General features: G+C 61.1%; 21 protein-coding genes. 7 read left to right on the forward strand and 14 right to left on the reverse strand.

Annotation, left to right across the window (positions count from 1 at the left end; translation table 11 throughout):
• From MAXJ12_RS32460 to MAXJ12_RS32470, 3 genes are all read left to right on the forward strand, one after another.
• On the forward strand, positions 1-1,397 hold a 1,397-nt coding region (locus MAXJ12_RS32460), incomplete at its 5' end, for a xanthine dehydrogenase family protein molybdopterin-binding subunit (protein WP_008840467.1).
• Between the two features lie 26 nt (positions 1,398-1,423).
• Positions 1,424-2,029, forward strand: a complete 606-nt coding sequence (locus tag MAXJ12_RS32465; RefSeq protein WP_008840468.1) for a sulfite oxidase-like oxidoreductase — start codon at positions 1,424-1,426, stop codon at positions 2,027-2,029.
• Positions 2,030-2,036: 7 nt separating this feature from the next.
• Positions 2,037-2,762 carry an FAD-binding oxidoreductase gene (locus MAXJ12_RS32470; protein WP_008840469.1) on the forward strand — a complete coding sequence of 242 codons (726 nt, stop codon included), beginning with the start codon at positions 2,037-2,039 and terminating at the stop codon, positions 2,760-2,762.
• A 162-nt stretch (positions 2,763-2,924) separates the two neighbouring features.
• Here MAXJ12_RS32470 and MAXJ12_RS32475 read toward each other — a convergent pair whose 3' ends face one another.
• The 6 genes from MAXJ12_RS32475 to MAXJ12_RS38390 form a co-directional block, all read right to left on the reverse strand.
• A complete protein-coding gene (locus MAXJ12_RS32475; RefSeq protein WP_008840470.1) occupies positions 2,925-4,160 on the reverse strand; it encodes a bifunctional alpha/beta hydrolase/OsmC family protein in 1,236 nt (411 codons plus the stop codon).
• Positions 4,161-4,456: 296 nt separating this feature from the next.
• Positions 4,457-5,446, reverse strand: a complete 990-nt coding sequence (locus MAXJ12_RS32480; protein WP_420492408.1) for an NADP-dependent oxidoreductase — start codon at positions 5,444-5,446, stop codon at positions 4,457-4,459.
• Positions 5,443-5,943, reverse strand: coding sequence for a carboxymuconolactone decarboxylase family protein (locus MAXJ12_RS32485; RefSeq protein ID WP_008840472.1), 501 nt, complete (start codon positions 5,941-5,943; stop codon positions 5,443-5,445). The genes MAXJ12_RS32480 and MAXJ12_RS32485 overlap by 4 nt, the downstream gene beginning before the upstream one ends.
• 11 nt (positions 5,944-5,954) lie before the next feature.
• The gene (locus MAXJ12_RS32490) at positions 5,955-6,425 is read right to left on the reverse strand and encodes a cupin domain-containing protein (protein WP_008840473.1); all 471 of its coding nucleotides are present in this window, start codon (positions 6,423-6,425) and stop codon (positions 5,955-5,957) included.
• Positions 6,426-6,603: 178 nt separating this feature from the next.
• A complete protein-coding gene (locus MAXJ12_RS32495; protein ID WP_008840475.1) occupies positions 6,604-7,044 on the reverse strand; it encodes a hypothetical protein in 441 nt (146 codons plus the stop codon).
• A gap of 130 nt (positions 7,045-7,174) precedes the next feature.
• Positions 7,175-7,327, reverse strand: a complete 153-nt coding sequence (locus MAXJ12_RS38390; RefSeq protein WP_008840476.1) for a hypothetical protein — start codon at positions 7,325-7,327, stop codon at positions 7,175-7,177.
• A gap of 788 nt (positions 7,328-8,115) precedes the next feature.
• Here MAXJ12_RS38390 and MAXJ12_RS32500 point away from each other — a divergent pair.
• Positions 8,116-9,495, forward strand: a complete 1,380-nt coding sequence (locus MAXJ12_RS32500) for an FAD-containing oxidoreductase (protein WP_008840477.1) — start codon at positions 8,116-8,118, stop codon at positions 9,493-9,495.
• Between the two features lie 398 nt (positions 9,496-9,893).
• Here the strand turns inward: MAXJ12_RS32500 and MAXJ12_RS32505 are convergent, their stop codons facing one another.
• The 4 genes from MAXJ12_RS32505 to MAXJ12_RS34820 all read right to left on the reverse strand — a co-directional run bounded on the left by MAXJ12_RS32505 (position 9,894) and on the right by MAXJ12_RS34820 (position 16,173).
• On the reverse strand, positions 9,894-10,817 hold the full coding sequence (locus MAXJ12_RS32505) for a two-component system sensor histidine kinase NtrB (RefSeq protein WP_157999699.1): 924 nt from the start codon (positions 10,815-10,817) through the stop codon (positions 9,894-9,896).
• Positions 10,818-11,158: 341 nt separating this feature from the next.
• On the reverse strand, positions 11,159-11,776 hold the full coding sequence (locus MAXJ12_RS32510) for a response regulator transcription factor (protein ID WP_008840479.1): 618 nt from the start codon (positions 11,774-11,776) through the stop codon (positions 11,159-11,161).
• A gap of 87 nt (positions 11,777-11,863) precedes the next feature.
• The gene (locus MAXJ12_RS32515) at positions 11,864-12,238 is read right to left on the reverse strand and encodes a response regulator (RefSeq protein WP_008840480.1); all 375 of its coding nucleotides are present in this window, start codon (positions 12,236-12,238) and stop codon (positions 11,864-11,866) included.
• Positions 12,238-16,173: a PAS domain-containing protein gene (locus MAXJ12_RS34820; protein ID WP_157999700.1), complete on the reverse strand. Its 3,936-nt coding sequence runs from the start codon at positions 16,171-16,173 to the stop codon at positions 12,238-12,240. Before MAXJ12_RS34820 ends, MAXJ12_RS32515 begins: the two co-directional genes overlap by 1 nt.
• A gap of 435 nt (positions 16,174-16,608) precedes the next feature.
• On the opposite strand from MAXJ12_RS34820, the gene msrB reads away from it, so the two are divergent.
• The 3 genes from msrB to MAXJ12_RS32535 all read left to right on the forward strand — a co-directional run bounded on the left by msrB (position 16,609) and on the right by MAXJ12_RS32535 (position 19,037).
• Entirely contained in the window at positions 16,609-17,052 is a 444-nt protein-coding gene (msrB, locus tag MAXJ12_RS32525) for a peptide-methionine (R)-S-oxide reductase MsrB (RefSeq protein ID WP_008840482.1), read from the forward strand.
• The gene (gene msrA / locus MAXJ12_RS32530; protein WP_008840483.1) at positions 17,053-17,559 is read left to right on the forward strand and encodes a peptide-methionine (S)-S-oxide reductase MsrA; all 507 of its coding nucleotides are present in this window, start codon (positions 17,053-17,055) and stop codon (positions 17,557-17,559) included.
• Between the two features lie 518 nt (positions 17,560-18,077).
• A complete protein-coding gene (locus tag MAXJ12_RS32535; RefSeq protein WP_008840485.1) occupies positions 18,078-19,037 on the forward strand; it encodes a YeeE/YedE thiosulfate transporter family protein in 960 nt (319 codons plus the stop codon).
• A 12-nt stretch (positions 19,038-19,049) separates the two neighbouring features.
• On the opposite strand, the gene MAXJ12_RS34825 is transcribed toward MAXJ12_RS32535, so the two are convergent.
• From MAXJ12_RS34825 to MAXJ12_RS32555, 4 genes are all read right to left on the reverse strand, one after another.
• Positions 19,050-21,257, reverse strand: a complete 2,208-nt coding sequence (locus MAXJ12_RS34825; protein ID WP_008840486.1) for an ATP-binding protein — start codon at positions 21,255-21,257, stop codon at positions 19,050-19,052.
• A 777-nt stretch (positions 21,258-22,034) separates the two neighbouring features.
• Complete coding sequence (locus MAXJ12_RS32545; protein WP_008840487.1) at positions 22,035-22,697, reverse strand: class I SAM-dependent methyltransferase; 663 nt, start codon at positions 22,695-22,697, stop codon at positions 22,035-22,037.
• Between the two features lie 29 nt (positions 22,698-22,726).
• A complete protein-coding gene (gene phnE / locus MAXJ12_RS32550) occupies positions 22,727-23,545 on the reverse strand; it encodes a phosphonate ABC transporter, permease protein PhnE (protein ID WP_008840488.1) in 819 nt (272 codons plus the stop codon).
• Positions 23,529-23,964, reverse strand: a 436-nt coding sequence (locus tag MAXJ12_RS32555) for an ATP-binding cassette domain-containing protein (RefSeq protein ID WP_040589382.1), incomplete at its 5' end; no start/stop codon positions are given. The genes MAXJ12_RS32555 and phnE, both read right to left, overlap by 17 nt.

Genomic DNA, 23,964 nt, shown 5'->3' on the forward strand with positions numbered 1-23,964 from the left:
AGATCGTGAGGCTCGACGACGCCGTCGCCGTGGTGGCCGACCACATGGGCGCGGCGAAGAAGGGCCTCGAGGCCCTGGTGATCGAATGGGACGACGGGCCGCATGCCGGGGTTACTACCGAAGCCATCGCCGCCGAGCTCGACGCGGCGTCGCTCACCCCGGGGGCCGTTGCGCAGACCATAGGCGATGTCGACCAAGCGATAGTGGGCGCCGCCACCAGGGTCGAGGGGACCTATCAGCTTCCGTTTCTCGCACATGCGACGATGGAGCCGATGAACTGCACCGTCCATCTACACGAGGACGGCTGCGAAATCTGGGTCGGAACCCAGGCGCTCGCGCTGGCCCAGTCAACCGCGGCGCAGACCGCAGGCCTGCCGTTGGACAAGGTCGTCGTGCACAATCACCTGATCGGCGGCGGTTTCGGCCGCAGGCTCGAGGCCGACTGGATCGGTCGCGCTGTCGAGATTGCGAAACACGTCGACGGTCCCGTCAAGGTCGTGTGGACCCGCGAAGAAGACATCCAGCACGACATGTATCGGCCCATGTTCGCCCACCGGCTGTCCGCCGGCCTCGACAGCAAAGGAATGCCGGTCGCCTGGAAGAACCATTATGCCGGCTCGTCTGTCATCGCGAGATACCTGCCGCCGGCGTTCAACAATGGTCTCGATCCGGACACGACCGAAGGCGCCATCAACCTCGTTTATAACCTCCCGAATCTGCGCGTCGAATACGTGCAGGTGGAGCCGCCTGGCATTCCGACCGCGTTCTGGCGCAGTGTCGGACCGTCGCGCAACGTCTTCGTGACCGAAAGCTTCATGGACGAGCTGGCGACGGCGGCGAAGCAGGACCCGGTCGCATACAGGCTCGCGCTGCTCGACAATACGCCCCGGGCAAAGGCAGTGCTCGCGCTTGCCGCCGATAAGATAGGCTGGGGAGAGAAGCTTCCGCCACGGGTCGGCCGAGGGGTCTCGGTACAGAACGCGTTTGCAACCTACATGGCGCAGATTGCGGAGGTCGAGGTAGCGAAGGACGGCACGGTTCGCGTTCGGCGCGTCGTCTGCGCGGTCGATTGCGGCACCGTCGTCAATCCCGACACCGTCGAGGCCCAGATTCAGGGCGCTGTCATGTTCGGCATCACCGCGGCGCTCTACGGCCACATCACGCTCAGGGACGGTCGTGTCGAGCAAACCAATTTCGACAGCTACCCGATCCTGCGGATGGACGAGGCACCGAATGTCGAGGTGCACATCGTGCAGAACCGGGAGTTGCCCGGTGGCATGGGCGAGGCCGGTACTTCGTGCATTGGCCCCGCCGTAACCAATGCGATCTTCGCGGCCACGGGCAAACGCCTGAGAAAGCTGCCCGTCGATCCTGCAGCCTTGAAGCAGCCGGTTTGAAGTAGGGACAGGAAAGGAGCATCGCCATGGTCACACGCGGTTTTGTAGGCAGGCCGGGCAATTCCGATCAGTCGACCCGTCTTCCGCCGGGCCAACATGTCGTCACGGACTTCCCGATTTTATCGGCAGCGCCGACGCCCCGGATCAGCGCCGAGGATTGGACATTCACCCTGAAAGTCGGGCCACGGCCTGTCGCGAAATGGAACTGGGCTGAGTTCAACGCTCTGCCCCAGACTAAGATGACGCGGGACATCCATTGCGTGACCACATGGTCGAAGCTCAACACATTCTGGGAGGGTGTGCTGATCGACGATATTCTGGCAGCGGCCAATCTGGAGGCGCCGACCGCCTACACGCTCGCTCATTCTTACGGAGGCTACTCCACGAACCTGCCGGTGGCCGACCTCCTCGTGGGCAAGGCGATGGTGGCAACCAGATACGCCGGCCAACCCCTTGCGGCCGAGCATGGCGGACCGGCGCGGCTGCTGGTGCCGCATCTCTATTTCTGGAAATCCGCTAAATGGGTGAATGCCCTGCAGTTCACCGAGCGCGATGAACTCGGTTTCTGGGAATTACGCGGTTACCATCACTACGGCGACCCTTGGCGCGAACAGCGCTACACGAACGATTGATGCGGCGATGGACTGGCAAAACGCGACTATCACGCACATCGAGACGTTATCCCCGCGCGTCAAAAGCTTCTTCTTTCGTCTTCCGGAGCCCATGTCGTTTCGGCCCGGTCAACACGTTTTGATCCGGCTGACGGCACCGGACGGTTATCGCGCCCAGCGCAGTTACTCTATCACCTCCGCGCCCGGGCCTGGTAAGGCCGAAGAGCTCGAACTCGCGATTGAAAGGTTTGATGACGGCGAGGTCTCGCCTTTCATGCATGATGCCGCAGAGATCGACGACGAAATCGAGATCGGTGGGCCGATTGGTGGACACTTCATCTGGAGCCCTGACGATCCCGGCCCTGTGCTTTTCATTGGCGGCGGCTCAGGCGTGGCCCCCTTCATGTCCATGCTGCGCCAGCGCGCGTCGATCGGGTCAAGGGCTCCCGTGACACTCGTGTTCTCAGCGCGAACGCGCGAGGAGCTTCTGTTCTTCGACGAGCTATCGAAATTGGCGGGCGCCGGCGACGGCTTTAGCCTGACGGTGACACTGACGCGGGAGGCAGGAGCGCACTCGTTCCGGGCTGGGCGTATTGATGCCGCTTTCATCGGGGGCGTCGTCGCGGCCATGAAGATGCCGCTGCGCCATGTGCTGATTTGCGGTTCAGATCCGTTCGTGGAGACGGCGACCGAGGGAGCGATCGCGTCCGGAATAGACCCGGCCTTGATCAAGACTGAACGTTACGGCAGTTGACCGGCGGCGGTCCCAGACCTCCGTTGAATCTTGTGCAAAAGGCAGCGCGTCCTGCGGAAGTGCGGTCGAACAGGCGGCACCGGCTCGGCCGTCTGGGCGAACACCCGGTGTCGACTGAGGAACCTGGCATCTGCGCTTGGTCAAAGCCGTCGCAACATTGACTCACTTTCTGATTTCCACGACGGTTGCGATCTTCGCGACGGCTTCGAGCGTGCGATGAACCGGGCATTTTCCGGCAATTTCGGCAATCTTTCCGCGAAGGTCCTCGGGGACCTCGCCATCGACCGAAATGACCCGCTCGAAACGGTCGATCCTGCCGCCACTGCTGCGTTCCGATTCAGTGCACTCCTCGCAGTCGCTGGCATGGCTTTTTGCGTGCGAGACGTCGACGCTGATGCGCCCGAGCTGCAGCTTCTTGTGGTCGGCATAAAGGCGCAGCGTCATCGATGTGCATGCGCCAAGCGCGATCGATAGGAAGTCATAGGGCGACGGTCCCGAATCGAGTCCGCCCACGTGTGCCGGTTCATCGGCGAAAAGCCGATGCCGCCCCGCCTGCGCCATGTTCTGAAACTTGCCTTCGCCCGTCTCGGTGAGGCGGACATGCTCGATCGGCGCCATGCCTTGCGGCGTGTCGGCGGCGAGATAGCGCGTCAGCCATCCCGAAATGACCTGCGCGGCGAAGGCGGCGTCTTCGGGCCTCGTGAGAAGATGGTCGGCCGTATCCAGCGAAACGAAGCTCTTCGGATGCCTGGCCGCCAGGAAGATGTTGGTGGCGTTCTCGATTGCCACCGTCTCGTCCAGCGGCGAGTGCAGGATGAGGAGCGGCTTCTTCAGAGCTGCGACTGCCTCGCTGAGGCGCTGTGCACGCACGTCCTCGACAAATTGCTTTGTAACACGGAACTTGCGCCCGGCGAGATCGACTTCAGCCTCACCGCTCCTCTCGATTTCCTCGAGGCTCGTCCCGAAGTTCTTCAACACATGGCCGGCATCGGCCGGCGCACCGATGGTGGCGACGGCGCGCACCTCGGGAATATCCTTGGCCACGGCCAGTACAGCTGCACCTCCGAGGGAATGGCCAATCAGCACCGACGGTGCCTGAAAATGGTCGCGCAGATAGTCGGCCGCCGACAGAAGGTCCGCAACATTCGAGGTGAAGTTCGTCGAGGCGAATTCGCCTTCGCTCGATCCCAAGCCAGTGAAGTCGAAGCGCAGGACAGCGACACCTTCGCGCGCAAGGTCCGCCGCGATGCGGCGCGCTGCCGCAAGATCCTTGGAGCAGGTGAAGCAATGGGCGAACAGTGCGTAAGCCCGGATCTGCCCATTGGGTAGATCGAGGCGGGCTGCCAATGTTGCGCCGGAATGGCCGGCAAATTGAAGCCGTTGCGTGTTGGAAGTCATCGTGGAACTCCTTCGCTGCTACGGAGGGCGCGCGGCATTTCGTTCATGGGTTTGCTCCTGAGTTGCAGGCGCGCTTGATTCATGCTGTGGCTGCGATTTGACGGCGACGATTAGCGCGGTGGCAAGCGGCAACCCGCGTTGAAAACTGCGGTGCTTGCGGCAGACGGCCAAACCCACGAAGCCACCCGTCGAGTCCTGTGTAGGCTGGAGCGTTTGAACGAGTTCGAAGTCTTGGGAGAGCGACGCCGTCAATCCTGCACCCAGATCCTGTTGCCTGAAGGCCTCAGCGAAAGCCTCTACTGAGTTCTCACGGCGAGGACTATTTTTCCTTTCGGCGGAGGACGCCGGCCTTCCAAAATGTAGTGAGCCTCGCGTGCGTCCGCGAGCGGCAGAACGGCACCAACCCGTGTTCTCAGATTGCCGCGGTCGATCAGATCGGTGAGTTCTGTCAGGTGCCTGGTTGTGACTTTGACCAGGAAGAAGGTCGCATCGACGCGGTGTTTCTTTGCCAGTTCCTGATTTGGTTCGGATACCGCCGAAATCAGCTTGCCGCCGCGGCGCAGCACCTCGAACGAACGGTTCTGCGTTTCGCCGCCGACGAGATCCAGGACGGCATCGACATTCCGGGCCGCATCCTCGAAACGCTCGGTCTGAAAATCAACCACCGTGTCCGCCCCAAGCTCGCGCGCAAGTGCGATTTCGTCGGTCGCTGCCGTTGTGATGGTCCGAATGCCGGCACGGCGGGCGAGTTGCACCGCGTAGGCCCCAACGTTGCCCGCGCCTCCGTGTATGAGGACGGTCTGGCCCGCTGTGAGCTGCGCCTGGTCGAACAGTCCCTGCCAGGCAGTTACGGCGATTACAGGAACTGAGGCCGCTTCGACGTGGGTGAGAGAGGTCGGCTTGTGGGCAATCATCCCCACCGAAGCCAGCGCATATTCGGCATAGGCGCCGATGAAGCGGGGATTCGTGACGCCATAAATCTGATCGCCGACACGCAGACCGGTCACGTCTGGCCCGACAGTCTCGATCTCTCCGGACAGGTCGGAACCCAGTGTGAGGGGAAGCGGTTGCGGAAGCGCGCTTCTTCCGCCTCTGACCCAGCCATCCCAAGGCCCAACTCCGGCGGCGTGGACTCTGACAAGGACTTCTCCCGGCCCCGGGCTTGGCACTGGGACCCGCTCGAACTGCATTGTTTCCGGAGGGCCGAACTCATGCACGCGCCAAGCCTTCATCGACGTGCCGACTTGGCTCCGGGCTTCTTCATGAGGGATGCTGATTGTCGTCATCGGATGTTCCTTTGCATCTGTCGTGCCTTGGGAGATCTCACGCACCTTGAAGCTGCGGCCAGCGGCGTGGCTCGGAAGCTGATGGCCAGGCGGTTGAAGGCGTTCATCAGGCCGATTGCGATCGTCAGGTCAGCGAGTTCCTTTTCGCCGAACGTAGCGCGAGCCTCGGCATAGGCCTCCTCTGGTACATGCGTGTCGCTGACCCGGGTGACCACTTCGGCCCACTTCAGTGCTGCCTTTTCTTGGCTGCTGAACAGGAGCCCGGCCTCGTCCCAGGCCGGGACGAGCACGAGCTTCTCGAGCGGCACGTCCGCCTTGAGCAGGTCGCGGCTGTGCATGTCGATGCAGTAGGCGCAGCCGTTGATCTGTGAGATGCGAAGATAGACAAGTTCGATCAGGGCTGCCGGCAATCCGCTCTGGGCAACATAGCCGTAGACGGCGCCGAGGGCCTTCATGCCACCCGGTGCGGCGGCCGCATAGTTCATGCGCTGGGGCATGGTGGCGGTCCTTACTGCTGCGGGATGGTCAGTGTGTCTGTGGGATCGGTGATAAAGACGGCGAGCAGGCTTGCCGGTTCGGTGGCGCTGGCGTTCTCACTCACCCTGTGGTGCGAGCCAGGGTTTTCGTAGAAGCCCTCGCCGACCTGGTAGACTTTGGCGGGTTCGCCATCGACCTGGCTGCGAATAGCGCCAGAAAGCACGTGGGCGTAGATGAAGGCGGACTTGGTATGGAAATGGGGCGCCGACTTGCCGCCGGGCGGGTAAATCACCTCGACAGCGATCAGGCTCTTGCCCGGGATGTTCGGGATGGCCCGCTCGAAGACAGGCCTCACCGTCTCATCGAAACCCTGCGCTCCCGTTCTCTGGGAGACAGGCCTCACCGTCTTGTGCTCCGGCCCGTTAGCGTACAGGGTTGTACTGGCGAGTGCGACTGCGATGCCCGCTGCGCCGATGAACCTCGTCAACTTGATCATTCTCATTGTTTTGTCCTCATGTTGGGATCAGGATCGCGGCGATCTTGCCGCCAGCTTGGGCTGCAAAGCAGACCAAGCTTGAGTAAAAGACTGCAATAGCGGCCGGCTCATCCAAGCGTTGCAGTCCGCTCTTCCTCAAGGCCATGGGCATATCCCGTTGCCAAACAAGCGCACCGTGTCGTTCTCAGAAACCACGCGGCGGTACAAACAGGCAGATTGTGTGCCCGTCACTCGCTCCTGCCGCCGAACACCAATGAAACACGCCGTCGGGACTGTTCTTGATCCGGCTGTCTGTGTAGGTAATCACTTCGCCCGTGCCCTTTATAACGTAGCCTTCGGGCCGCTCTCCGATGGCATTGTATGCGACTTCGCGGCAATCGTAGCCGGAGCAGCAGGAGAAGGGATAAGACCACCCCTGCGGCTGCGCAGCGGTCGGCAACGCGTCATGCGTCCTCGCCTCCGATGAAACGAGGAGCACCCATGCGCCGACAACAACAGCTGCGGCCTGGCGCAACAGTGTTATGCCTGCAAAGCCGTCGTTGGATGCGGGCGTGCCACCGCCGTCAACGACACAGCCGACATGACAGCGGCAGATCGGGTAGTGGACTGCCTGCTTCGGTCTCATAATGGGAACTCCTGTACTTGGCGTCAGCAGATCGGCGCAGACCGACTGCTGGCTGTGGAAGTTCGGCTCTTGTAGGCACCCAACGGTACACCCACCCCGGGCACCCATCGCGTCGTCGGGATCTGTGTTGTCATCGGCCGCGCCGTCTCGCGTCGACCGTGACCGTGCGGCGCGCGTAGGCTGGTCCTGGGCCGCGCATGTAGTGGAGCTCCGGCCGGTAGCGGGGCGCGACGAATTTGCGAAACGCCGATAGAGGCTGCGTGATGAGGGACAAGAGTTTCATGACGCGATCTCCTTTCCACTGAGCACGTCTGCATGGTCGAATGCCATGTACAGATTCGTGCAAGTGTGGAGGCAAATCTATTGTACCATGGTGTCCCCAATACTTTGGCATCAGTCTGGGCCGCTAGGCGCGGCATCAGCGCAGTCCGGATTGAAGCGGCTGTCACAAGACAGGCTTCCGTGTCGGCGCCACGTTGATCTGGCCTCGTTGCCCGGCGGCCTTCGTAGCAATATCGGCCGCAGTCAGCCGTTCAAGATGCTCGCGCGATCTCCGGATTGCCGAGGTGACCCTCTGTTGCCGCAAATGGAAAAGGCGTGAAAGGGCTTCCACGTCGCAGTTCAATAGGGCACAGACGTGACCCCCGCTGACTTCGCACCCGCGAAGAGCGCCGGACTTCTCCTGAGCGTGTCTTCTCGCAAGCGCATCGCTTGAGCGGTTAATCGGTCGACCGTCTCGCCTTCGTTTGCCCGCCCTCGCCGCATGTGCGGGAGCATGCGCCCGGGTCTATTGTGCGGTGGTGTCGGTCTCCATTATCGCAGCGCCTGCTCAGCGCGAGCCGATCCAAAAGTATTGCCGATACTATCGTGCAATAGATTTGGTACGGATGTCAGTCAATCTGTGTGCCTAACCGGATTCGATTGACTCACGTGCGACGCCCGATGGCGCTCGCCAGGACCCATTCAATCGGCACCTTGATCAGCCCGTCTTCCTTCTGAGCGACGAATGGAGGTTCTCATGAAAACGGTTCGTGTGATGGCGACAGCAGCCCTGATCGTGGGGGGCGTGTCATGAACCGTCGCTTCGACGCGATCATCATCGGTGCCGGGCAGGCGGGACCCTCCCTTGCCGGGCGTTTGACAGCAGCAGGCATGAAGGTCGCGCTGATCGAACGCAAGTTCGTCGGCGGAACCTGCGTCAACTCTGGCTGCATGCCGACGAAGGCGATGGTCGCCAGCGCCTATGCCGCACATCTCGCCCGGCGCGCCGGCGACTTCGGCATCTCGGTCGGTGGCGAAATCACGGTTGACATGAGGAAGGTCCATGCGCGCGCGGCCAAGGTGACGCTCGACGCGCGTTCGGGCCTCGAGAGATGGCTAACCAGCATGGAAAACTGCACCACGCTCCGCGGCCATGCCCGGTTCATCGGTCCACACAAGATCGAGGTTGGCGGCGAATTACTTTCGGCGCCGAGGATCTTCATCAATGTCGGCGGCCGGGCGGCAAGACCGGATATGCCCGGCATCGACCAAGTCAAGGTTCTAGACAACACCGACATGGTCGCGCTCGACCAGGCGCCTCGCCACCTCATCGTGGTCGGCGGCAGCTACGTCGGGCTCGAATTCGCACAGATGTTCCGCCGTTTCGGTGCCGAAGTGACCGTGGTGGAGAAAGGCCCTCGCCTGGTTTCGCGCGAGGACGAGGATGTTTCCACGTCGATCAAGGACATTCTCGAGCGCGAAGGTATTGCGATCAGGGTGGACGCCGAATGCATCCGCTTTGAGCCACACGGCGATGAAATCCGCGTCGGCCTTCACTGCGCGCGCGAGCCTCGCGACGTGGTCGGCAGCCACGTGCTGCTCGCTGTCGGACGCCGCCCCAATACTGATGATCTCGGTTTGGACCAGGCAGAAATCGCACGGGACGCGCGCGGCTACATTACCGTCGACGACCGTCTCGCGACGAACGTCGAGGGTGTCTTCGCGCTCGGTGAGTGCAACGGCCGAGGTGCATTCACCCACACGGCTTACAATGATTTCGAGATCGTTGCCGCCAATCTGCTCGACGGGGAAAGCCGCAGGGTCAGCGACCGGGTGCAGGGCTACGCACTTTACATCGACCCGCCGCTGGGACGCGCCGGCATGAGCGAGGCGGAAGGGCGGAAGGCCGGTCTCCCTGTACTCGTCGGCACGCGACCGATGACGCGCGTCGGTCGCGCTGTCGAGAAGGGCGAGACGCTCGGATTCATGAAAATCGTCGCCGATGCGGAGACGGGCAAGATCCTTGGGGCCGCGATCTTGGGCCCCGGCGGCGACGAGGCCATCCACGGCGTACTCGACGCCATCAACGTCGGCACACCGTATCGTGATCTCCAGTGGGCCGTGCCAATCCATCCGACGGTCTCGGAGCTAATACCAACTGTGATCGGCGCGATGCACCCGAGTGGCTAGGCGAATACTGCGGCCGGACGCGGGGGCCGCGACACGTACGAGCGAATCTTCATGCTCGCGACGGGATGTCATCGCTCTGCCGAGCGCAGCGTCGCCAAGAATCTTGCTCTCTTGGCCCGTCGGGGCCGGCTCTGACCCACGTTGACTCCATTGCGGGCCCTGATGGCTGAAACGTTGCTGAACTCGGTGCCGGCGCATATCTCTTCATGGGATTGCCAGAACCTGCGCCACGAGCTACCGCGAACTAGCCGCCACCTTGAATGGGCTCCGCAGGACGGGGACGGCGCGAGGTGCAATGCAGATCGCGAATGTGCGCAGCGTCGTCACAGGGAGCAGCGCGCCTCGCTTGACATCGTGAGGATGGTCTAGTCAGAGGGCGAATGCGCATAGCGCAGTTGTCAGCGACCGGATGGGGCCTTCGGAGTTTCGTGGCACGCGCTTCTGTTCGATCGCCTATGTGCCATGGAAGATGGTGGCATTACCGGCAGCCACAGGTCAATCGCCGTGCCGCGGTATTGCGTGCTTGTGACCGACAGCCCGCCGCCTTGCCTTTCCATCATTTGACTCACCATCGCCAAGCCGAGACCTGTTCCGTTGGTTTTCGTCGAAAAGTAGGGCACCCCCGCACTTCGAAGTGTCGCCGGGTTCATTCCAATACCGGTGTCAGCAACCGAGAGGCGGACCAACGGTTCGCGCGACGGGATACGTCTGCCGGATTGTCGAGCCATGGCGGCGGCAACGACGACCTCTCCGCCATCCGGCATCGCATCGCGAGCATTGAGCACCAGGTTCAGCAACGCCCGCTCTATTAGATGCCGGTCGATGAAGGCCGGCGGAAGATCTGCGTCGATATCGAGCCGAATGGTGATACCGCTAGGCAAGACGCTCGCTAAGACCGGTTCCAAGAATTCCAGAAGCTGGCTGATATCCACGGCCTCCAGCTGGAGTTCCCGGGGGTTCGCAAAATCGAGCAGCTGTCGTGCCAGTGTTTTGGCGCGGAAGGCGCAGAATATCGCTCCATCGATACGCTTGAGCTGCCTCGGCGAGCCGACCTCCTGGCGTTGCAGGTCCTCCATGATCGTGACGATCGGGGTGAGGAGACTGTTGAAATCGTGGACTATCGAGGCGAGCAGTATTCGCGGATCCATGCCCGCCACCGCATCAGTGCCATCGTCTGTGCTGCAATGCCGGAACGTTCGAGGCCGTTCGTCTATCATGTCCTTCTCCATTGCAGGTACCGGAAAAAACGTCTCCGGGAAGGTCTCCATAAACTGACCGGAAAATGGCGACCAGCGGCAGCGATGTGCGAAGTCACTTTCCACTTCGCACATTTTCTTAGACGGATGCGATTTACAGAATCGGTCAAGCGAGCGGGTAAATCTATTGTACGATGGTATCCTCAATACTTTGGCGTCGGTTGCGCGACGAGCAGCTCTGCCGCATGAGAATGTCGCGGCGGTACAAAAAAGGGCAGATGGTGCGCCCCGTCATTCCCCTCTGGCCACCGAGCACCACGGCGACCAGGACAGCAGCGGCATCATGCCTGCGAAGCCATTGTTTGGTGCGGGATTGCTGCCGCCCTGGATAGGCGGACTGCGGGCAACGCGTAGAGCGGCTGCTCGTTGGAGCATCGGCTATGCGGATGACGCCGTCGCATCCGATGCTAGTGCGCGATTCCGAGTTTCGCCGCCATGTTGACCAGGTCCGGGAGAGAGCGAGCCTTCATCTTACGCATCGCCTGGCCTCGGTGTGCCTTCACCGTGATCTCGCTGATCCCGAGCTCGAAGCCGACTTGCTTGTTCAGCAGGCCGGAAACCACCAGCGCCATGACCTCCTGCTCCCGACGGCTGAGGGATGCATGACGATCCCGCAGCGCATGGATCTCGGAGTCCATGGCGAGCATGTTCCTGCTGCGATCAAGCGCCTGCTCCAAGGCGGTCAGTAGCGCATCGTCGCTGAAGGGCTTTGTCAGGAACTCGACGGCCCCCGCCTTCATCGCCTTCACCGTCATCGGAACATCGCCGTAGCCCGTGACGATGATGATCGGCATGTCGGTCCGCTCGACGGAAACGAACTGCTGCAGGTCGAGCCCGCTAATGTCCGGAAGATTGACGTCGAGGATCAGGCAGTTCGGAACTAGCGCTCGCGGGCACGAGAGGAATTCCCGGGCCGAGGCGAACGTTTCCGGCTGCCAGCCTGCAGTTCGGATAAGCAACTCCAAGGATTCGCGCACAGATACGTCGTCATCGACGACGAACACCACAGGTAATTCGTGCGACATAGATGCCGACCTCGCCCCATCGCCCGGTGCAGTCGCAAAACCTTTGTACATCACCTTACCTCAACAGGCAATAAAGTGGCACGACGATCAGTCCGCACGAAGCACTGAACTGAGTGCCTCCTGAAGGGCTGCATCGCTGAACGGCTTGAAAAGGCACTCCACGGCACCCTGCTTGATGAGACGCGGCCGTATGCTGTCATCCGCTTGCGCCGTGATGAAGACGATCGGGATCCGCAGACCTCGGCACGTCAATTCCTGCTGCAACTCGGGGCCTGTCATCCCGGGCATCGCGACGTCCAGGATCAGGCAACTGGTCTTGTCGATACTGTCGGACGCCAGAAACTCTTCAGCCGAGGAGAACGTCCTCACGCTAAAACCGAACTCCTTGAGCAAATCGGGTAGAGACTCGCGTACGGACTCGTCGTCATCGACGACCGATACGAGTGGATGCGCAATTTTCATTAAATCCCCGCTACACTTTGGGCACTGCTGATGGCGGACACCCTCGCGGCGCTGACATCTTGCGCGGGTGCCTCATCCCCTGAGTACCTGGGGATGGAAAACGAAAACGTGGCCCCCGGGCCATCGTTGGATGCCGCCCACAAGCGGCCGTTGTGGCTCTCGATGATAAAGCGGCTGACGGACAAGCCGATACCCATACCGTCGCTCTTGGTCGTGTAGAACGCCTCAAAAAGCCGCTCCGCAGCCTCGGGTTGGATCCCGACACCGGCGTCCTGCACGGTCAAACGTACATGATCGTCCTCGTCCCCTTCGGTCTTGATCAGCAACCGCCTCTGGCGATCGTCAACATCGCTCATTGCATCAGCAGCATTACGCAGCAGGTTCACGATGACCTGCTGAAGCTGGATGCGGTCTCCGCTAGCAACTGGAAGCCCGTCAGCAAATGCGGTGCGGAGAACCACCCGGCTTCTTTGAAGATCACTCCACAACAGATCGATCACCTCGCGTGCAGCTTCGTTGAGATCGACCGGCTCGATCGACGCGGTTCTCTTGCTGAAGAGTGCACGCAGTCGGGTGATCACGTCGGCTGCACGGTTGCCGTCGCGGATGGTGCGTCGCGCGGTCTCCCGCGCGCCGTCCATGTTCGGCGGGTCGGCCGCCAGCATGCGGAGGCAGGTGCCAGCATTGGTTATGATGCCAGACAGCGGCTGGTTGACTTCATGGGCAATCGACGCGGTCAATGCTCCGAGGCTTGTGATCCTGGAGACATGTGCGAGTTCCGAGCGGGCCTTGGTGAGTGCCTCGTCGGCGAGCCGGCGCTCCGTCACGTCCTGGACCGCAGCGAGGCACTCCAATCGGCTATCCTGGTGACGGACCACACGACCGAAGGTGCGCAAGTATTTCACCCTGTCATCTGGCATCCGTAGCCGGATGTCGTAACCAAGATAACCATGGCCGGCACGAACCCGAGCCATCTGCTCGGACAGTAGCGGAACGTCTTCCGGATGGACCCGCGCACGCACCTGCTCGAGTGTAACGACCGTCTTCGGGTCAAACTCGAAGATTCGACAGAGTTCTTCCGAAAAGGCGACCTCATCCGTGTCCACGCGCCAAGAGAAGCTACCGGTTGAACTGAGCTGTTGACCTTCGGCGAGCAGTGTTTCACTGCGCCTGAGCGCTGCTTCAGTCCGCGAACGCTCGATCGCAATGCTCGCGAGGTGCGTCGCATGCGCGATGAGATTTTGGTGCTGCGGGGATGGGCTCGCAGGCTGGCGCTGATAGAGGCAAAGGGTGCCAAGGACGCGTCCATCCTTTGCATGAATTGGCGTGCTCCAGACCGATCGCAGTCCGTGTTCCAGAACATGGGTTCGAACAGAAGAGTCGTGCCAGCGCGGATCGGTATCCATGTCCTCTGCAACGACCTGTACCTTCTGACGGGCCGCTATCGCGCAGGGCAAGGCGTCGCCGTTAAGGGAGAGCCCCGCAATCGGGTCGGTGTAGCTGGCAGGAAGAGAAGGGGCCACGCTATATTCGATGGTTGGGCCGCTCCAATCGATTGGGTGGACATCGCAATAGCAGCCGAAGGCAGCCTCTTCGACCATCTCGCACAGCGCGCTGAGAACATCGCGAAGCGGACTGCCGGACGCGATCATCTCCAGAAGCTGCTTCTCGCGAGCGAGATTGGTCTCCGCGCGCTTGCGGTCGTCGATATCGGTGTTGACGCCATACCATTTGACGATGTTCCCGGAGGCATCGAGCAATGGGTTGGCGCGGAACAGAAGCCACCTGTACTCGCCATCGAACCGGCGCAGCCGCGCTTCGGCCTCTCCCGGCTTTCCCGAAGCCATAATAGCCTGCCAGGTGGCAGTCAGTCCGCTGAGGTCGTCCGGATGAACGGTCACCCCCCAGCCCCAACCCTGCGCCTGCTCGGCTGAGAGTCCGACATAGTCCAGATAGTGCTGGCTGAAGAATTCGGCCGAACCGTCAAGACGAGCCGACCACGCCAGCGTGGGGATGGTGTCGATGGTCAGTTTGAAATTGCGTTCGCTCTCGCGGAGCGCCTCCTCGACGCGCTTCCGGTCGTCTATGTCGATGTGCAACGCGTACCAGCGCACAATGCGCCCGTTCGCATCTCGAACGGGCAGCCCGCGAACGTGAAACCAGCGATACTTTCCGTCGGCGCCTAGAAATCGCTGTTCGGCGTCAAACGGAATTCCCGTCCTGGTCGAACGCCGGGCGGTATCGAGGACATTTTGAAGATCTTCCGGGTGAATTAGCCCGGCGAGCCCAGTGCGCTTCAGCTCTTCCGCAGTTTTCCCGAAGTACCTCGCGACATGCTTGTTGACAGCTTCGACGTCACCGGTTGGTGACAACACCTCGATTCCGCCGGGAATGCTGTCCACGATCAGTCGCGCCTCGCGTTCGCTCGCAAGGAGCGCTTCCTCTGCGCGTTTCCGCTCGTCGATATCCGTGCTGATTCCGTACCATTTGATGATGTTGCCCGATTCATCGCGCAGTGGGTTGGCCCGAAATAAAAACCACCGATACTGTTGGTCGAACCGGCGGAGCCGTGCTTCAGCCTCACCGGGTCGGCCGGAAATCAATATGGCTTGCCACGTGGCAACCCATCCTTTGAGATCGTCCGGATGGATGCCGGCAGTCAGGTCCCAATATTCCGACTGCCCCGCAGCGAGGCCGACGTAATCGAGATAGTGCTGGTTGAAGAATTCGGGGGTTCCGTCTGGAAGAGCGGACCATGCCAGCACAGGAATCGTGTTGATGATCTCGTTGAGATTGCGCTCGCGCGCTGCGAGAGATTCTTCGGCGCGTTTACGCTCGTCAATGTCGATAAGCAGGTTGTACCAGCGGACGATGCGACCGTTCGAATCCCGGAGCGGAAATCCCCTTGACTGACACCAACGGTAGACGCCATCGAAACGTCGAGCGCGGACTTCGTCCTCGAAGGGCTCACCCGACGCGATCGATCGCGTGAAGTACTCGACGGCGCGCGGTAGATCCTCAGGGTGAGTCATATCGCTGGTCGCCCAGCGCCTTAGCTCCTCAAACGGCTTGCCAAAGAACTCGACAATCTGGCGGTTGACGAATTCGAGCTCACCATTGGGCGTGAAAGCCGCGACCATGCCGGGAATACTGTCCACAATTGAACTGGCATCGCGATCGCTTGCTCTGAGCGCCTCCTCAGTCCGCTTGCGATCATCGATATCGATCAGCAAGTGAAGCCAGCGAAGAATGCTGCCTTGAGGATCCCGTAAAGGCAGACCATGAACGTTGTGCCAGCGGTAAACGCCATCGGCGCGACGGTGGCGGCTCTCGATGTTGTAGGTGCTACCCCTCTGGTGCGCCTCCAGCTGTGCGGCGACTGTCCGCTCCAAGTCATCCGGATGGACGACGTCTGACGCCTTCCAGCCTTTCAGCTCCTCGAATGTTTTGCCGAAGTAGTCGAGGGTGAGATGATTGAGGCCCTCAACTTTGCCCGACGGTGTCGTCACGGCGACAGGAACCGGAATGCTGTCGACGATCAGCTGAAAATCAAGCTCCCGCCGCTTCAGGCCCTCTTCAGCTCGCCGAAGGTCCTCAATGTCCGTACCGACGCCGCACCATTTGATCACCTGACCGGCAACGTCACGTATGGGGCTGCACTGGATGGCGATGCAGCGATATTGCCCGTCGAAGCGTCGTACACGCGCTTCCATTTCGCTGGACTCGCCGGAGGCCAGAATCGATTGCCAGCGTTCGAGCATCCTCGGCAAGTCGTCCGGTCTAACCGCGGCCTCCCACTCCCAGCCGTGAGCTGCGTCGAAGAGCCCGGTGTATTCAGACCAGCGTCGATTGACAAAGTCGACGCGACCGTCAGGCAGCGCGGTCCACGCCATGGTCGGTAGCGCATCCAAGACGGGGCCGAGATACGTCTCCATCACCATCCTTTTCGTGCATACGTGCGTGAGAGCATGCGTTAGGTCAGCGCAAACGTCCATTATGCCTTGGTGTTGGTCTTCGTGAACGGACGCGATGCTCACTGGCCAATCAATACAAAAGTATCGCCGATACCAACGTGCAATGGATTCGACGCCACTGATGATCGATCTGTTTGGTACGGACATCTGGACGCTGACAACGCCGCTTTTGTGTCGTCGCGAGGATGTCACTGGGGCTGTGATCTTCATCGTCGCACAGCACCGACTAGAAGGAACTCGTGCTCGGGACACTCGGCGCGGTGGATCGGGCCACGCGGGAGCTTCTGGGAATTCCCCACGATGTGATCGAGGCAGTCACGCGGACGAAGCGGCACGCAAGCGGTGGAGGCGGTCAATCCACCCCGGAGGCAACAAGTCCAACAACGGAGCAGAGCAATGAATTACGCAAAGACTGACGAAGCTGTCAGGAAGCTTACCCCGGCGCAATATCGGGTAACCCAGGAGAGCGGCACCGAGCGCCCCTTCACGGGGGAATATCATGATAACAAAGAGCCGGGCATCTATGTCGACGTCGTTTCCGGCGAACCGTTGTTCGCTTCGACCGACAAGTTTGATTCCGGCTCCGGCTGGCCAAGCTTCACCAAGCCGATCGTATCGGCAAATGTCAACGAACTGCGGGACGACTCGCATGGTATGACTCGCACCGAGGTTCGCTCGGTCCATGGCGACAGCCACCTTGGCCATCTGTTTCCCGACGGCCCCGAAGACCGGGGCGGGCTACGCTATTGCATCAATTCCGCGGCGCTGCGTTTCATTCCGCGTGACGAAATGGAAGCCGAGGGCTACGCCGCGTACCTCAACCAGGTGGAGGACATCTAAATGACCGAGAAAGCTGTTGTGGCTGGTGGCTGCTTCTGGGGCATGCAGGACCTGCTTCGCAAGTTGCCGGGCGTCGTCCAGACCCGCGTGGACTATACCGGCGGCGATGTGCCGAATGCGACTTACCGCAATCACGGCCGCCACGCCGAAGGCATAGAGATCATCTTCGATCCAGAGGTGATCAGCTACAGGCGGATCCTGGAGTATTTCTTCCAGATCCACGATCCCACAACCAGAGACCGGCAGGGCAACGACTTCGGCAGTTCCTACCGCTCGGCGATCTACTACATCGATGATGAGCAGAAGCGGATAGCCGAGGACACCATCGCAGATGTGGAGGCTTCTGGCCTGTGGCCGGGTGAAGTCGTGACCGAGGTCGAGCCGGTGGGAGACTTCTGGGAAGCGGAGCCGGAGCACCAAGATTACCTGGAACGCTACTCCAATGGCTACACCTGCCATTACCCACGCTCCAACTGGGTGCTGCCTCGGCGATCCGCGGCCGAATAGCAGCCACCTCTGTGGCCCAATCTGAGGAACTAAGGAGACGCAAGTTGATGGCGGAGATGACCAAATCAGATGAGCTCTCGGCTTTCCTCGTTCGCCTTGCAAGGCTTCCCAATGGCTTTTCACGGGGCATCTACGGCGGATCGCCATAAGGCGTCACTACCGACAGATCGACCGGCTGGACGAAATTGTTCGCCGTGAACTCGGGGGCCGGGAAACCTATAGCTTCAATCTCTATCGTACCCCGGCGGGTGAGATTCATCTTCGACCGTGCGAGATGTCCTCGGCCCGGGTAATCGACTTCGTCCAGGGCTTCTCCGCAGACACAGCTGGATGGCGGAACACGCCGCGCTGGCCACTGGGAGGAATTGACCTATGACCATCCGGGTTTCCCGCCCCTGCACTCGGCGCTTGCGGAGCATTTTTCCTGGAAGCAGACCGGAGAAAACAGCAGCGACAGTGATCACCATAAGCCTCTGGAAGATTCTGAAACTGGAGCCCGGCCCTGATCCGGTTGCCGAATGAGCGAATTCCTCCTGAACATTTCAGGGTCTAGCCCTGCAGCCGCAACCATGGAGATTTGGGCGGGCATGGCATTGCTCGGGGTGCTGGGATTTGTTCTCGGTTTCGCGCTCAACCATGGATCAATTTGCACCGTCATCGCCACGAGGGAACTGGTTTCGGAGAAGAGGCCTGCGCGATTGATCGCGATCATCGAATGCGCCGTCTGGGCGACCCTCGTCTACGTAGTCCTCGAAACCTCACCGATGATGCAGGAGGGTTGGTCGCCAATAGGCTACCTGGTTCCCGCCGCCTTTTTGTTCGGGCTCGGCACCTATGTGAACGGCGCTTGCGTGTTCGGGTCTGTCGGGCATTTCGGAAATGGCGAAATCGACTTCGGATTCGCGTTTCTCGCCATCTTTGCGGTGTTCTACATCGAATCCTTGTTTAACCTGCTTCCGGATCAGCCGCCGATAAGTGCTTCTCCGCCGCTTGGAGCGGTCCTTCTCGCACTTGCACTTTTGGCCATCCTGATGCTCAGGCTAGGTGTGTCATTTAGATCCGAGTCCAACTTTCGACGGCTGACGCTGTCGATGGGAGTGATCGGAATCACCTTTACCATGCTGGCAATTTTTGCGCCTGGGTTCTCGATCACGGCATCGGTTGGATCGATCGTTTCAATACCTGTCGCGGGTGCCGTAATTGCAGTCTGCATGTTCGGCGGCAGTCTTGCCTCCGCAAGGCTCAGGAAGCGTCGATTCTTGCTGAAGTGGCCGACCTTCGAAGCCATATTCAGAAGAACGCTTGGAGGCGTCCTAATGGGATTGGGTGCGCTACTCATTCCCGGTGGGAACGATACACTGCTAATGGTCGGGTTCCCCATGGGGGCATGGCAGGCCGTCCTCGCGTACATTCTATTCGTTGTGACGCTGGCCGCCCTCATCGCTAGGTTCGGTTCGATGGCAAGATCCTGGTCATGACCGTGGCCAAGGTCAGGACATCGCGTCCAAGGGGCCTCCACCACCTGACATCGGCGCGCCGCGCTCCGGTACCTCGAGGCGACCGGAGAGGCCAAGTCCGTGGGCGTCCGGAACGCGTTGGGGTTGATGAGGAATGGAAAACGAAAAGGTGGCGCCAGGACCATCATTCGGCCTCGCCCACAGGCGGCCCTTATGATTTTCGACTATGGAGCGACTGACAGAAAGGCCAATTCCCATACCGCCGCTCTTGGTGGTGTAGAAGGGTTCGAACAGTCTATCAGCACCTTCCGGTTCGAAACCCACTCCCAGATCCTGCACCTCCAGGCGCACATGGTCGCGGTCGTCTCGTTTGGTCCTGATCACCAACTGACGCGGACGATCGTTGACGCCGCTCATCGCGTCGGAGGCATTCAGGAGCAGGTTCAGGATGACTTGCTGAAGCTGGATCCGATCGCCTGAGACAAGTGGGAGATCGTCGGCGAATTCTGACCGCAGTGAGACCCGGCCTCTTTGAAGTTCACCCAACGACAGCGCGATCACCTCTTGCGTAGCCTCGTTCAGATCCACAACCTCGGTCGTGACGTCCTTCTTGGCAAAGAGCGCGCGCAATCGCGCGATCACATCAGATGCTCGGTTGCCGTCGCGGATCGTACGCCGTGCAGTTTCGCGCGCGCCGTCGACGTTTGGGGGGTCGGCGGCCAGCATCCGCAGACAGGTGCTGGCGTTGGTTATGATGCCCGACAGCGGCTGGTTGACCTCGTGCGTGATCGACGCGGTCAACGCTCCAAGGCTCGTGACCCTGGCCATATGTGCGAGTTCTGATCGCGCCTTCCCGAGTTCCTCTTCGGAGAGCCGACGCTCCGTCACGTCCTGGAGCGCGCCGATGTACTCCGCTCGACCCGCCTGGTCTCGGGTGGCGTGGGCGACCATATGCAAATATTTGACCGAGCCGTCGGCCATCTGCAGTCGAAATTCGTACTCGAAATCGTCACCGTCGCTTCGCGCCCTTTCGACCATCTCGTACAGGAACCGGAGATCTTCCGGATGGAATCGAGTGCCCATCAACTTGAGCGTCACAGGCACGCCCGGGTCCAGGTCAAATATGCGATAGAGTTGTTCCGACCAGATAATCTCGTCTGTCGCTACACGCCAGTGGAAGCTGCCGGTTCGACTAAGGTGTTGGGCTTCCTTCAAAAAGGCCTCGCTTCGCCGAAGGGCCGCGGCCTGCGCGTGTCCGCGCTGCGCCAGGTAAACCGTCCACCCAAAGATCAGGGCGATCAGGCATCCGCCTGCCAGCACGACGGCAGTTAGGAAAGCAAACCGTTCATGTCCCGCCAGTATGAGCGCTCGCCATAAGCCCAACGTGCCTGCGACAACGGCTATGGCGACGCTGATCGGGAGCCAGCGCGGGGTGCCCGCCGGGCTTGCCTCGATGTGCCAGGCAAGCGCAAGCATGCCGAAGCCGAGGACCCAGAAGCCGAGTGCCGTATGGAACGCTGCAAGTGCGACGCCGCCCCAAAACCCTATGGTCGCTACCATGCCAAAGGCCGCGACAATCGAGCCGTTCAGCCCCAGCAACAGCGAGAACCGCTTTGAGGAGGCACGGGCCGATAGCAGTCCCATCGAAGTCAGGGCAAAGCAAATCGCCGTCCCTGGCGCCATCCCGCCCCGACTAACCAGCCCGACATTGATATAGGATGGCCCCAAGAGCTCGTTGATTCCGAGATCCATTCTGAAGACGAACTCGACAAGTCTGGCTACGCTCAGGACGCCGACTATTCCGGCGCCCACAGCGACCAGCCAACGTGGCCCCCCCACAGCCAGTGTCATCAGGGCGAGACCACTGAACAGGAAGCACGCGGCAGCATTGCGCGTCATGGGAGGTAGGTTTGGCAGGAGTTGGACCAGAGCCGGCGTGTGAGAGAACCAGCCAACCAGAACAGTCAAACCCAAGGCGACGACGAACACAGCCAAACCCACCGCCAGGCGCTTTGGCACAGCGTCGGCGCGACCAGTTTTTGTCGCACCAAAGACGCCATGCGAGGAATCTTCGAGCGCTCCATCCCACCAAGCCTGCCCCGAATGCTTTGGGAAGCTCTGTGCGGGGAATCGACCGAGTGGCTGGGCATCCGCAGCCGGTTGGTTTTCGATTTGCCAAGACGTCTGCGGCGTTACAAATCCGAGGTGCTTGGCCACGACGCGGGTGAGTTCGTTCTCCATCCGGGTCCTTTCGTGACGGACGCCGAGTACAAGGATGCGCTCTCCGTGGGCAATCGTCCATCACCCTTTGGTGTTGGTCCCGCGACGTTAGCACCAGTCCTCTCCGCGCCAGCTGATATTGTTGCGCCCACCGACGCCATCCGTCAGCGTTACCAGCATTCAATCGGATTCGCGCCACGCTTGATCGCATGGTGTGTCATCCAACGGCGCACGATGTGACAAACGGAGAGTTCTCTGGCGAATTAGCCAACATGCACGCGACGACCCAGAAAGTTTCCATACGGCCAAAACCCACACCACCAGCGGCAGCACGGCGCGTCGCTCCGATGGCAACATCTATGTCGCGATTCAACCAGATCTGAGCTAGACAGCGTCCATGTACTCATCCATTTGCGCGTCGAGGAAAAGGCCCGCTTCTGTGCGCGCACAGCGGAAGATGACGTGGCTGACAAGGAACTTCTGCAAGTGGCGCGATCAAGGCGAGGCACACTTCCGCCGCTCAGCATGTCCAGAGCGGCATCAAAGGAGCGGGTCGGGTGTCGTTTCACGTGCTTCGGGTCGTAGCGCGAACGGCAGGATTAGAGAAGCGAATGAAGGTCGGCAAATGGCGCGACCTTCCCGTTCAACGACCGGAAAATTTGACCCGTCTAGCCCTTCCCCCGAGAGAATTGGGACCTCGGCAGCGGCAGAGAATGCGGACATCGTAGTAGGTCCACACCAGTAGGACACCTTCTGGGATTTCTGCCGGAGATCATCTCCTTCACAAGGCTTGCCGGTTCATCGACGCTCGGCCACCATGTGCCAGTGCCAGCTGCCGGGCTTGGCGTGTTCCTGGTCTATCAAGCTCAGAGGCTCGAACTCCGCGAAGAGTTCGACTAGTTCTGCCGCATTGCAGTAAAAGTGAGGGTGAATCTTGTCGGAATCGTCAGGATCGATGGCAGCATCGACAAAGGTGTTCGGCGCGACTTCCTCGCCATTTCCGTATTTGACGTTGCGCTTTGAAAGCATGGTGCCCTGGTAGCTGCCGCCCGGCTTCAGCACACGCGCGATTTCGGCGACGGCCGCGCCCACTATCAGCGGATCGCCGTGGTAGATCACATTGAAGGACAGGACGTGGTCGAACGAGCCCGTCTCGAACGGCAGCTCCGTCATCGCCGCCACTTGTGTGGCGATGGCGAGATCTTCTTCCCGGCTTGCGCGGCGCAGTTCGGACAATCCTTGCTCGGCCATGTCCACCGCCGTCACGTCGAGGCCGAGGCGCGCGTAGGCGAGCGCATGCCGTCCGACGCCGCAACCAAGATCCAGCACCTTGAGAGCGCCCCTGGTAGCCAGCGTCGCCGCGAACGCCGCCACGTCCGGTTCCGGCGTAAGCCAGTCCGCCCGGCCATGCGGCGTGGCCCAGCGATCATTCCAGGCGAGGTGAGCGGTGTCGGTTTTCATAGTCGATGTTCCTTTGAGAAGTGCTGGTTTCAGTGCCCGTCCATCACCCGGGTGCGGGTATGCGCGCCAACCTGTTCGACGATGATGACGAGGCCGAAGATCATCAGAATGATGGTCGCGGCGGTCGGGTAGTCGAACATGTCCATGGCGACCTTCAATTCCAGTCCGATGCCGCCGGCTCCGACCAGGCCAAGCACCACCGATGAGCGCACCGCCTTTTCGAGGGCGTACAGCGTAGTCGTGATGAAGGCAGGCGTTGCCGCCGGCATCACGGCACAGAAAATGGTGTCGATGCGTCGGACGCCTTGGGCCTGCAGCGCTTCGGCCGGCCCCTTGTCGATGTCCTCCATCGCCTCGGCGAAAAAGCGGCCGCAGAAGCCGGCCGTGTCGACGGCTATGGCCAGGGTGCCCGCAAACGGCCCGAGCCCGACCGCAATGACGAAAATCAGCGCCCAGACCAGATCGGGCACCGTGCGAAATACCGCCACGACGCCGCGCGCCACAAAATTGAGCCAGCGGCTGCCGAGCAGGCCCCTGGCCGAAAGCACCGCGAGCGGAATCGAGATCACAGCACCGACGAACGTGCCGGCGACCGCCATCTGGAACGTCTCAACGAGGGCGGACGAGAGGGATGGCAGCCGCTCAAGGCTTGGAGGCCACGCGCGCGAAAAGAAATCCCCGAGCGCCGGCAGGCCCGTCGCCAGTTCGGAAACCGACCAGCCGGTCCCGTCTAGGGACCAGACAAGTACGCCAAGGCCGAGCGCGTAGAGAAGAAACACAAGCGCGGACGGCCGCGCGAAACGAAGCGGCATGCCGGGACGGCGGGAAATGTCAGTCGTAGAGGCCACGAAGGTCTCCGATCGCCAATTCATGCGAGGGCGCGTCCAGGGCCAGCTTTCCTTCACGCAATCCCACGATGCGTCGCCCATGCGCGAGCGCGTGAGCCAGGTTGTGGGTGGTGAAAACGAGCGTCGCGCCGGTCTCGCGCACAACCCGGGCAAAGACATCCATCACCTCTTCGCCGGCCGCAGGGTCGAGGCTGGCGGCGGGCTCGTCCGCCAGGACGAGGCGCGGTTCCGCCACCAGCGCGCGCGCTATCGCCACGCGCTGCGACTGGCCGCCGGAAAGGCTGTCCACGCGGCGCATTGCAAGGTCCGCAAGCCCCACCCGGTCGAGCGTCGCAAGCGCCCGCTTGCGGGAATCGATAGGGGCAAGCGCCTGAACCCAGCTTCGCGGGCCTGGTCTCGCTGCAAGCAGACCATGCACG

The sequence above is a fragment of the Mesorhizobium alhagi CCNWXJ12-2 genome, from assembly GCF_000236565.1.
Lineage (GTDB): Bacteria > Pseudomonadota > Alphaproteobacteria > Rhizobiales > Rhizobiaceae > Allomesorhizobium > Allomesorhizobium alhagi.

Bases quoted from the DNA above. Each gene is read 5' to 3' on its own strand.
- MAXJ12_RS32465 (WP_008840468.1), top strand. From the start codon at position 1,424: ATGGTCACACGCGGTTTTGTAGGCAGGCCGGGCAATTCCGATCAGTCG.
- MAXJ12_RS32470 (WP_008840469.1), top strand. From the start codon at position 2,037: ATGGACTGGCAAAACGCGACTATCACGCACATCGAGACGTTATCCCCG.
- MAXJ12_RS32475 (WP_008840470.1), bottom strand. From the start codon at position 4,160: ATGACTTCCAACACGCAACGGCTTCAATTTGCCGGCCATTCCGGCGCA.
- MAXJ12_RS32480 (WP_420492408.1), bottom strand. From the start codon at position 5,446: ATGACGACAATCAGCATCCCTCATGAAGAAGCCCGGAGCCAAGTCGGC.
- MAXJ12_RS32485 (WP_008840472.1), bottom strand. From the start codon at position 5,943: ATGCCCCAGCGCATGAACTATGCGGCCGCCGCACCGGGTGGCATGAAG.
- MAXJ12_RS32490 (WP_008840473.1), bottom strand. From the start codon at position 6,425: ATGAGAATGATCAAGTTGACGAGGTTCATCGGCGCAGCGGGCATCGCA.
- MAXJ12_RS32495 (WP_008840475.1), bottom strand. From the start codon at position 7,044: ATGAGACCGAAGCAGGCAGTCCACTACCCGATCTGCCGCTGTCATGTC.
- MAXJ12_RS38390 (WP_008840476.1), bottom strand. From the start codon at position 7,327: ATGAAACTCTTGTCCCTCATCACGCAGCCTCTATCGGCGTTTCGCAAA.
- MAXJ12_RS32500 (WP_008840477.1), top strand. From the start codon at position 8,116: ATGAACCGTCGCTTCGACGCGATCATCATCGGTGCCGGGCAGGCGGGA.
- MAXJ12_RS32510 (WP_008840479.1), bottom strand. From the start codon at position 11,776: ATGTCGCACGAATTACCTGTGGTGTTCGTCGTCGATGACGACGTATCT.
- MAXJ12_RS32515 (WP_008840480.1), bottom strand. From the start codon at position 12,238: ATGAAAATTGCGCATCCACTCGTATCGGTCGTCGATGACGACGAGTCC.
- MAXJ12_RS34820 (WP_157999700.1), bottom strand. From the start codon at position 16,173: ATGGAGACGTATCTCGGCCCCGTCTTGGATGCGCTACCGACCATGGCG.
- msrB (WP_008840482.1), top strand. From the start codon at position 16,609: ATGAATTACGCAAAGACTGACGAAGCTGTCAGGAAGCTTACCCCGGCG.
- msrA (WP_008840483.1), top strand. From the start codon at position 17,053: ATGACCGAGAAAGCTGTTGTGGCTGGTGGCTGCTTCTGGGGCATGCAG.
- MAXJ12_RS32535 (WP_008840485.1), top strand. From the start codon at position 18,078: ATGAGCGAATTCCTCCTGAACATTTCAGGGTCTAGCCCTGCAGCCGCA.
- MAXJ12_RS34825 (WP_008840486.1), bottom strand. From the start codon at position 21,257: ATGGAGAACGAACTCACCCGCGTCGTGGCCAAGCACCTCGGATTTGTA.
- MAXJ12_RS32545 (WP_008840487.1), bottom strand. From the start codon at position 22,697: ATGAAAACCGACACCGCTCACCTCGCCTGGAATGATCGCTGGGCCACG.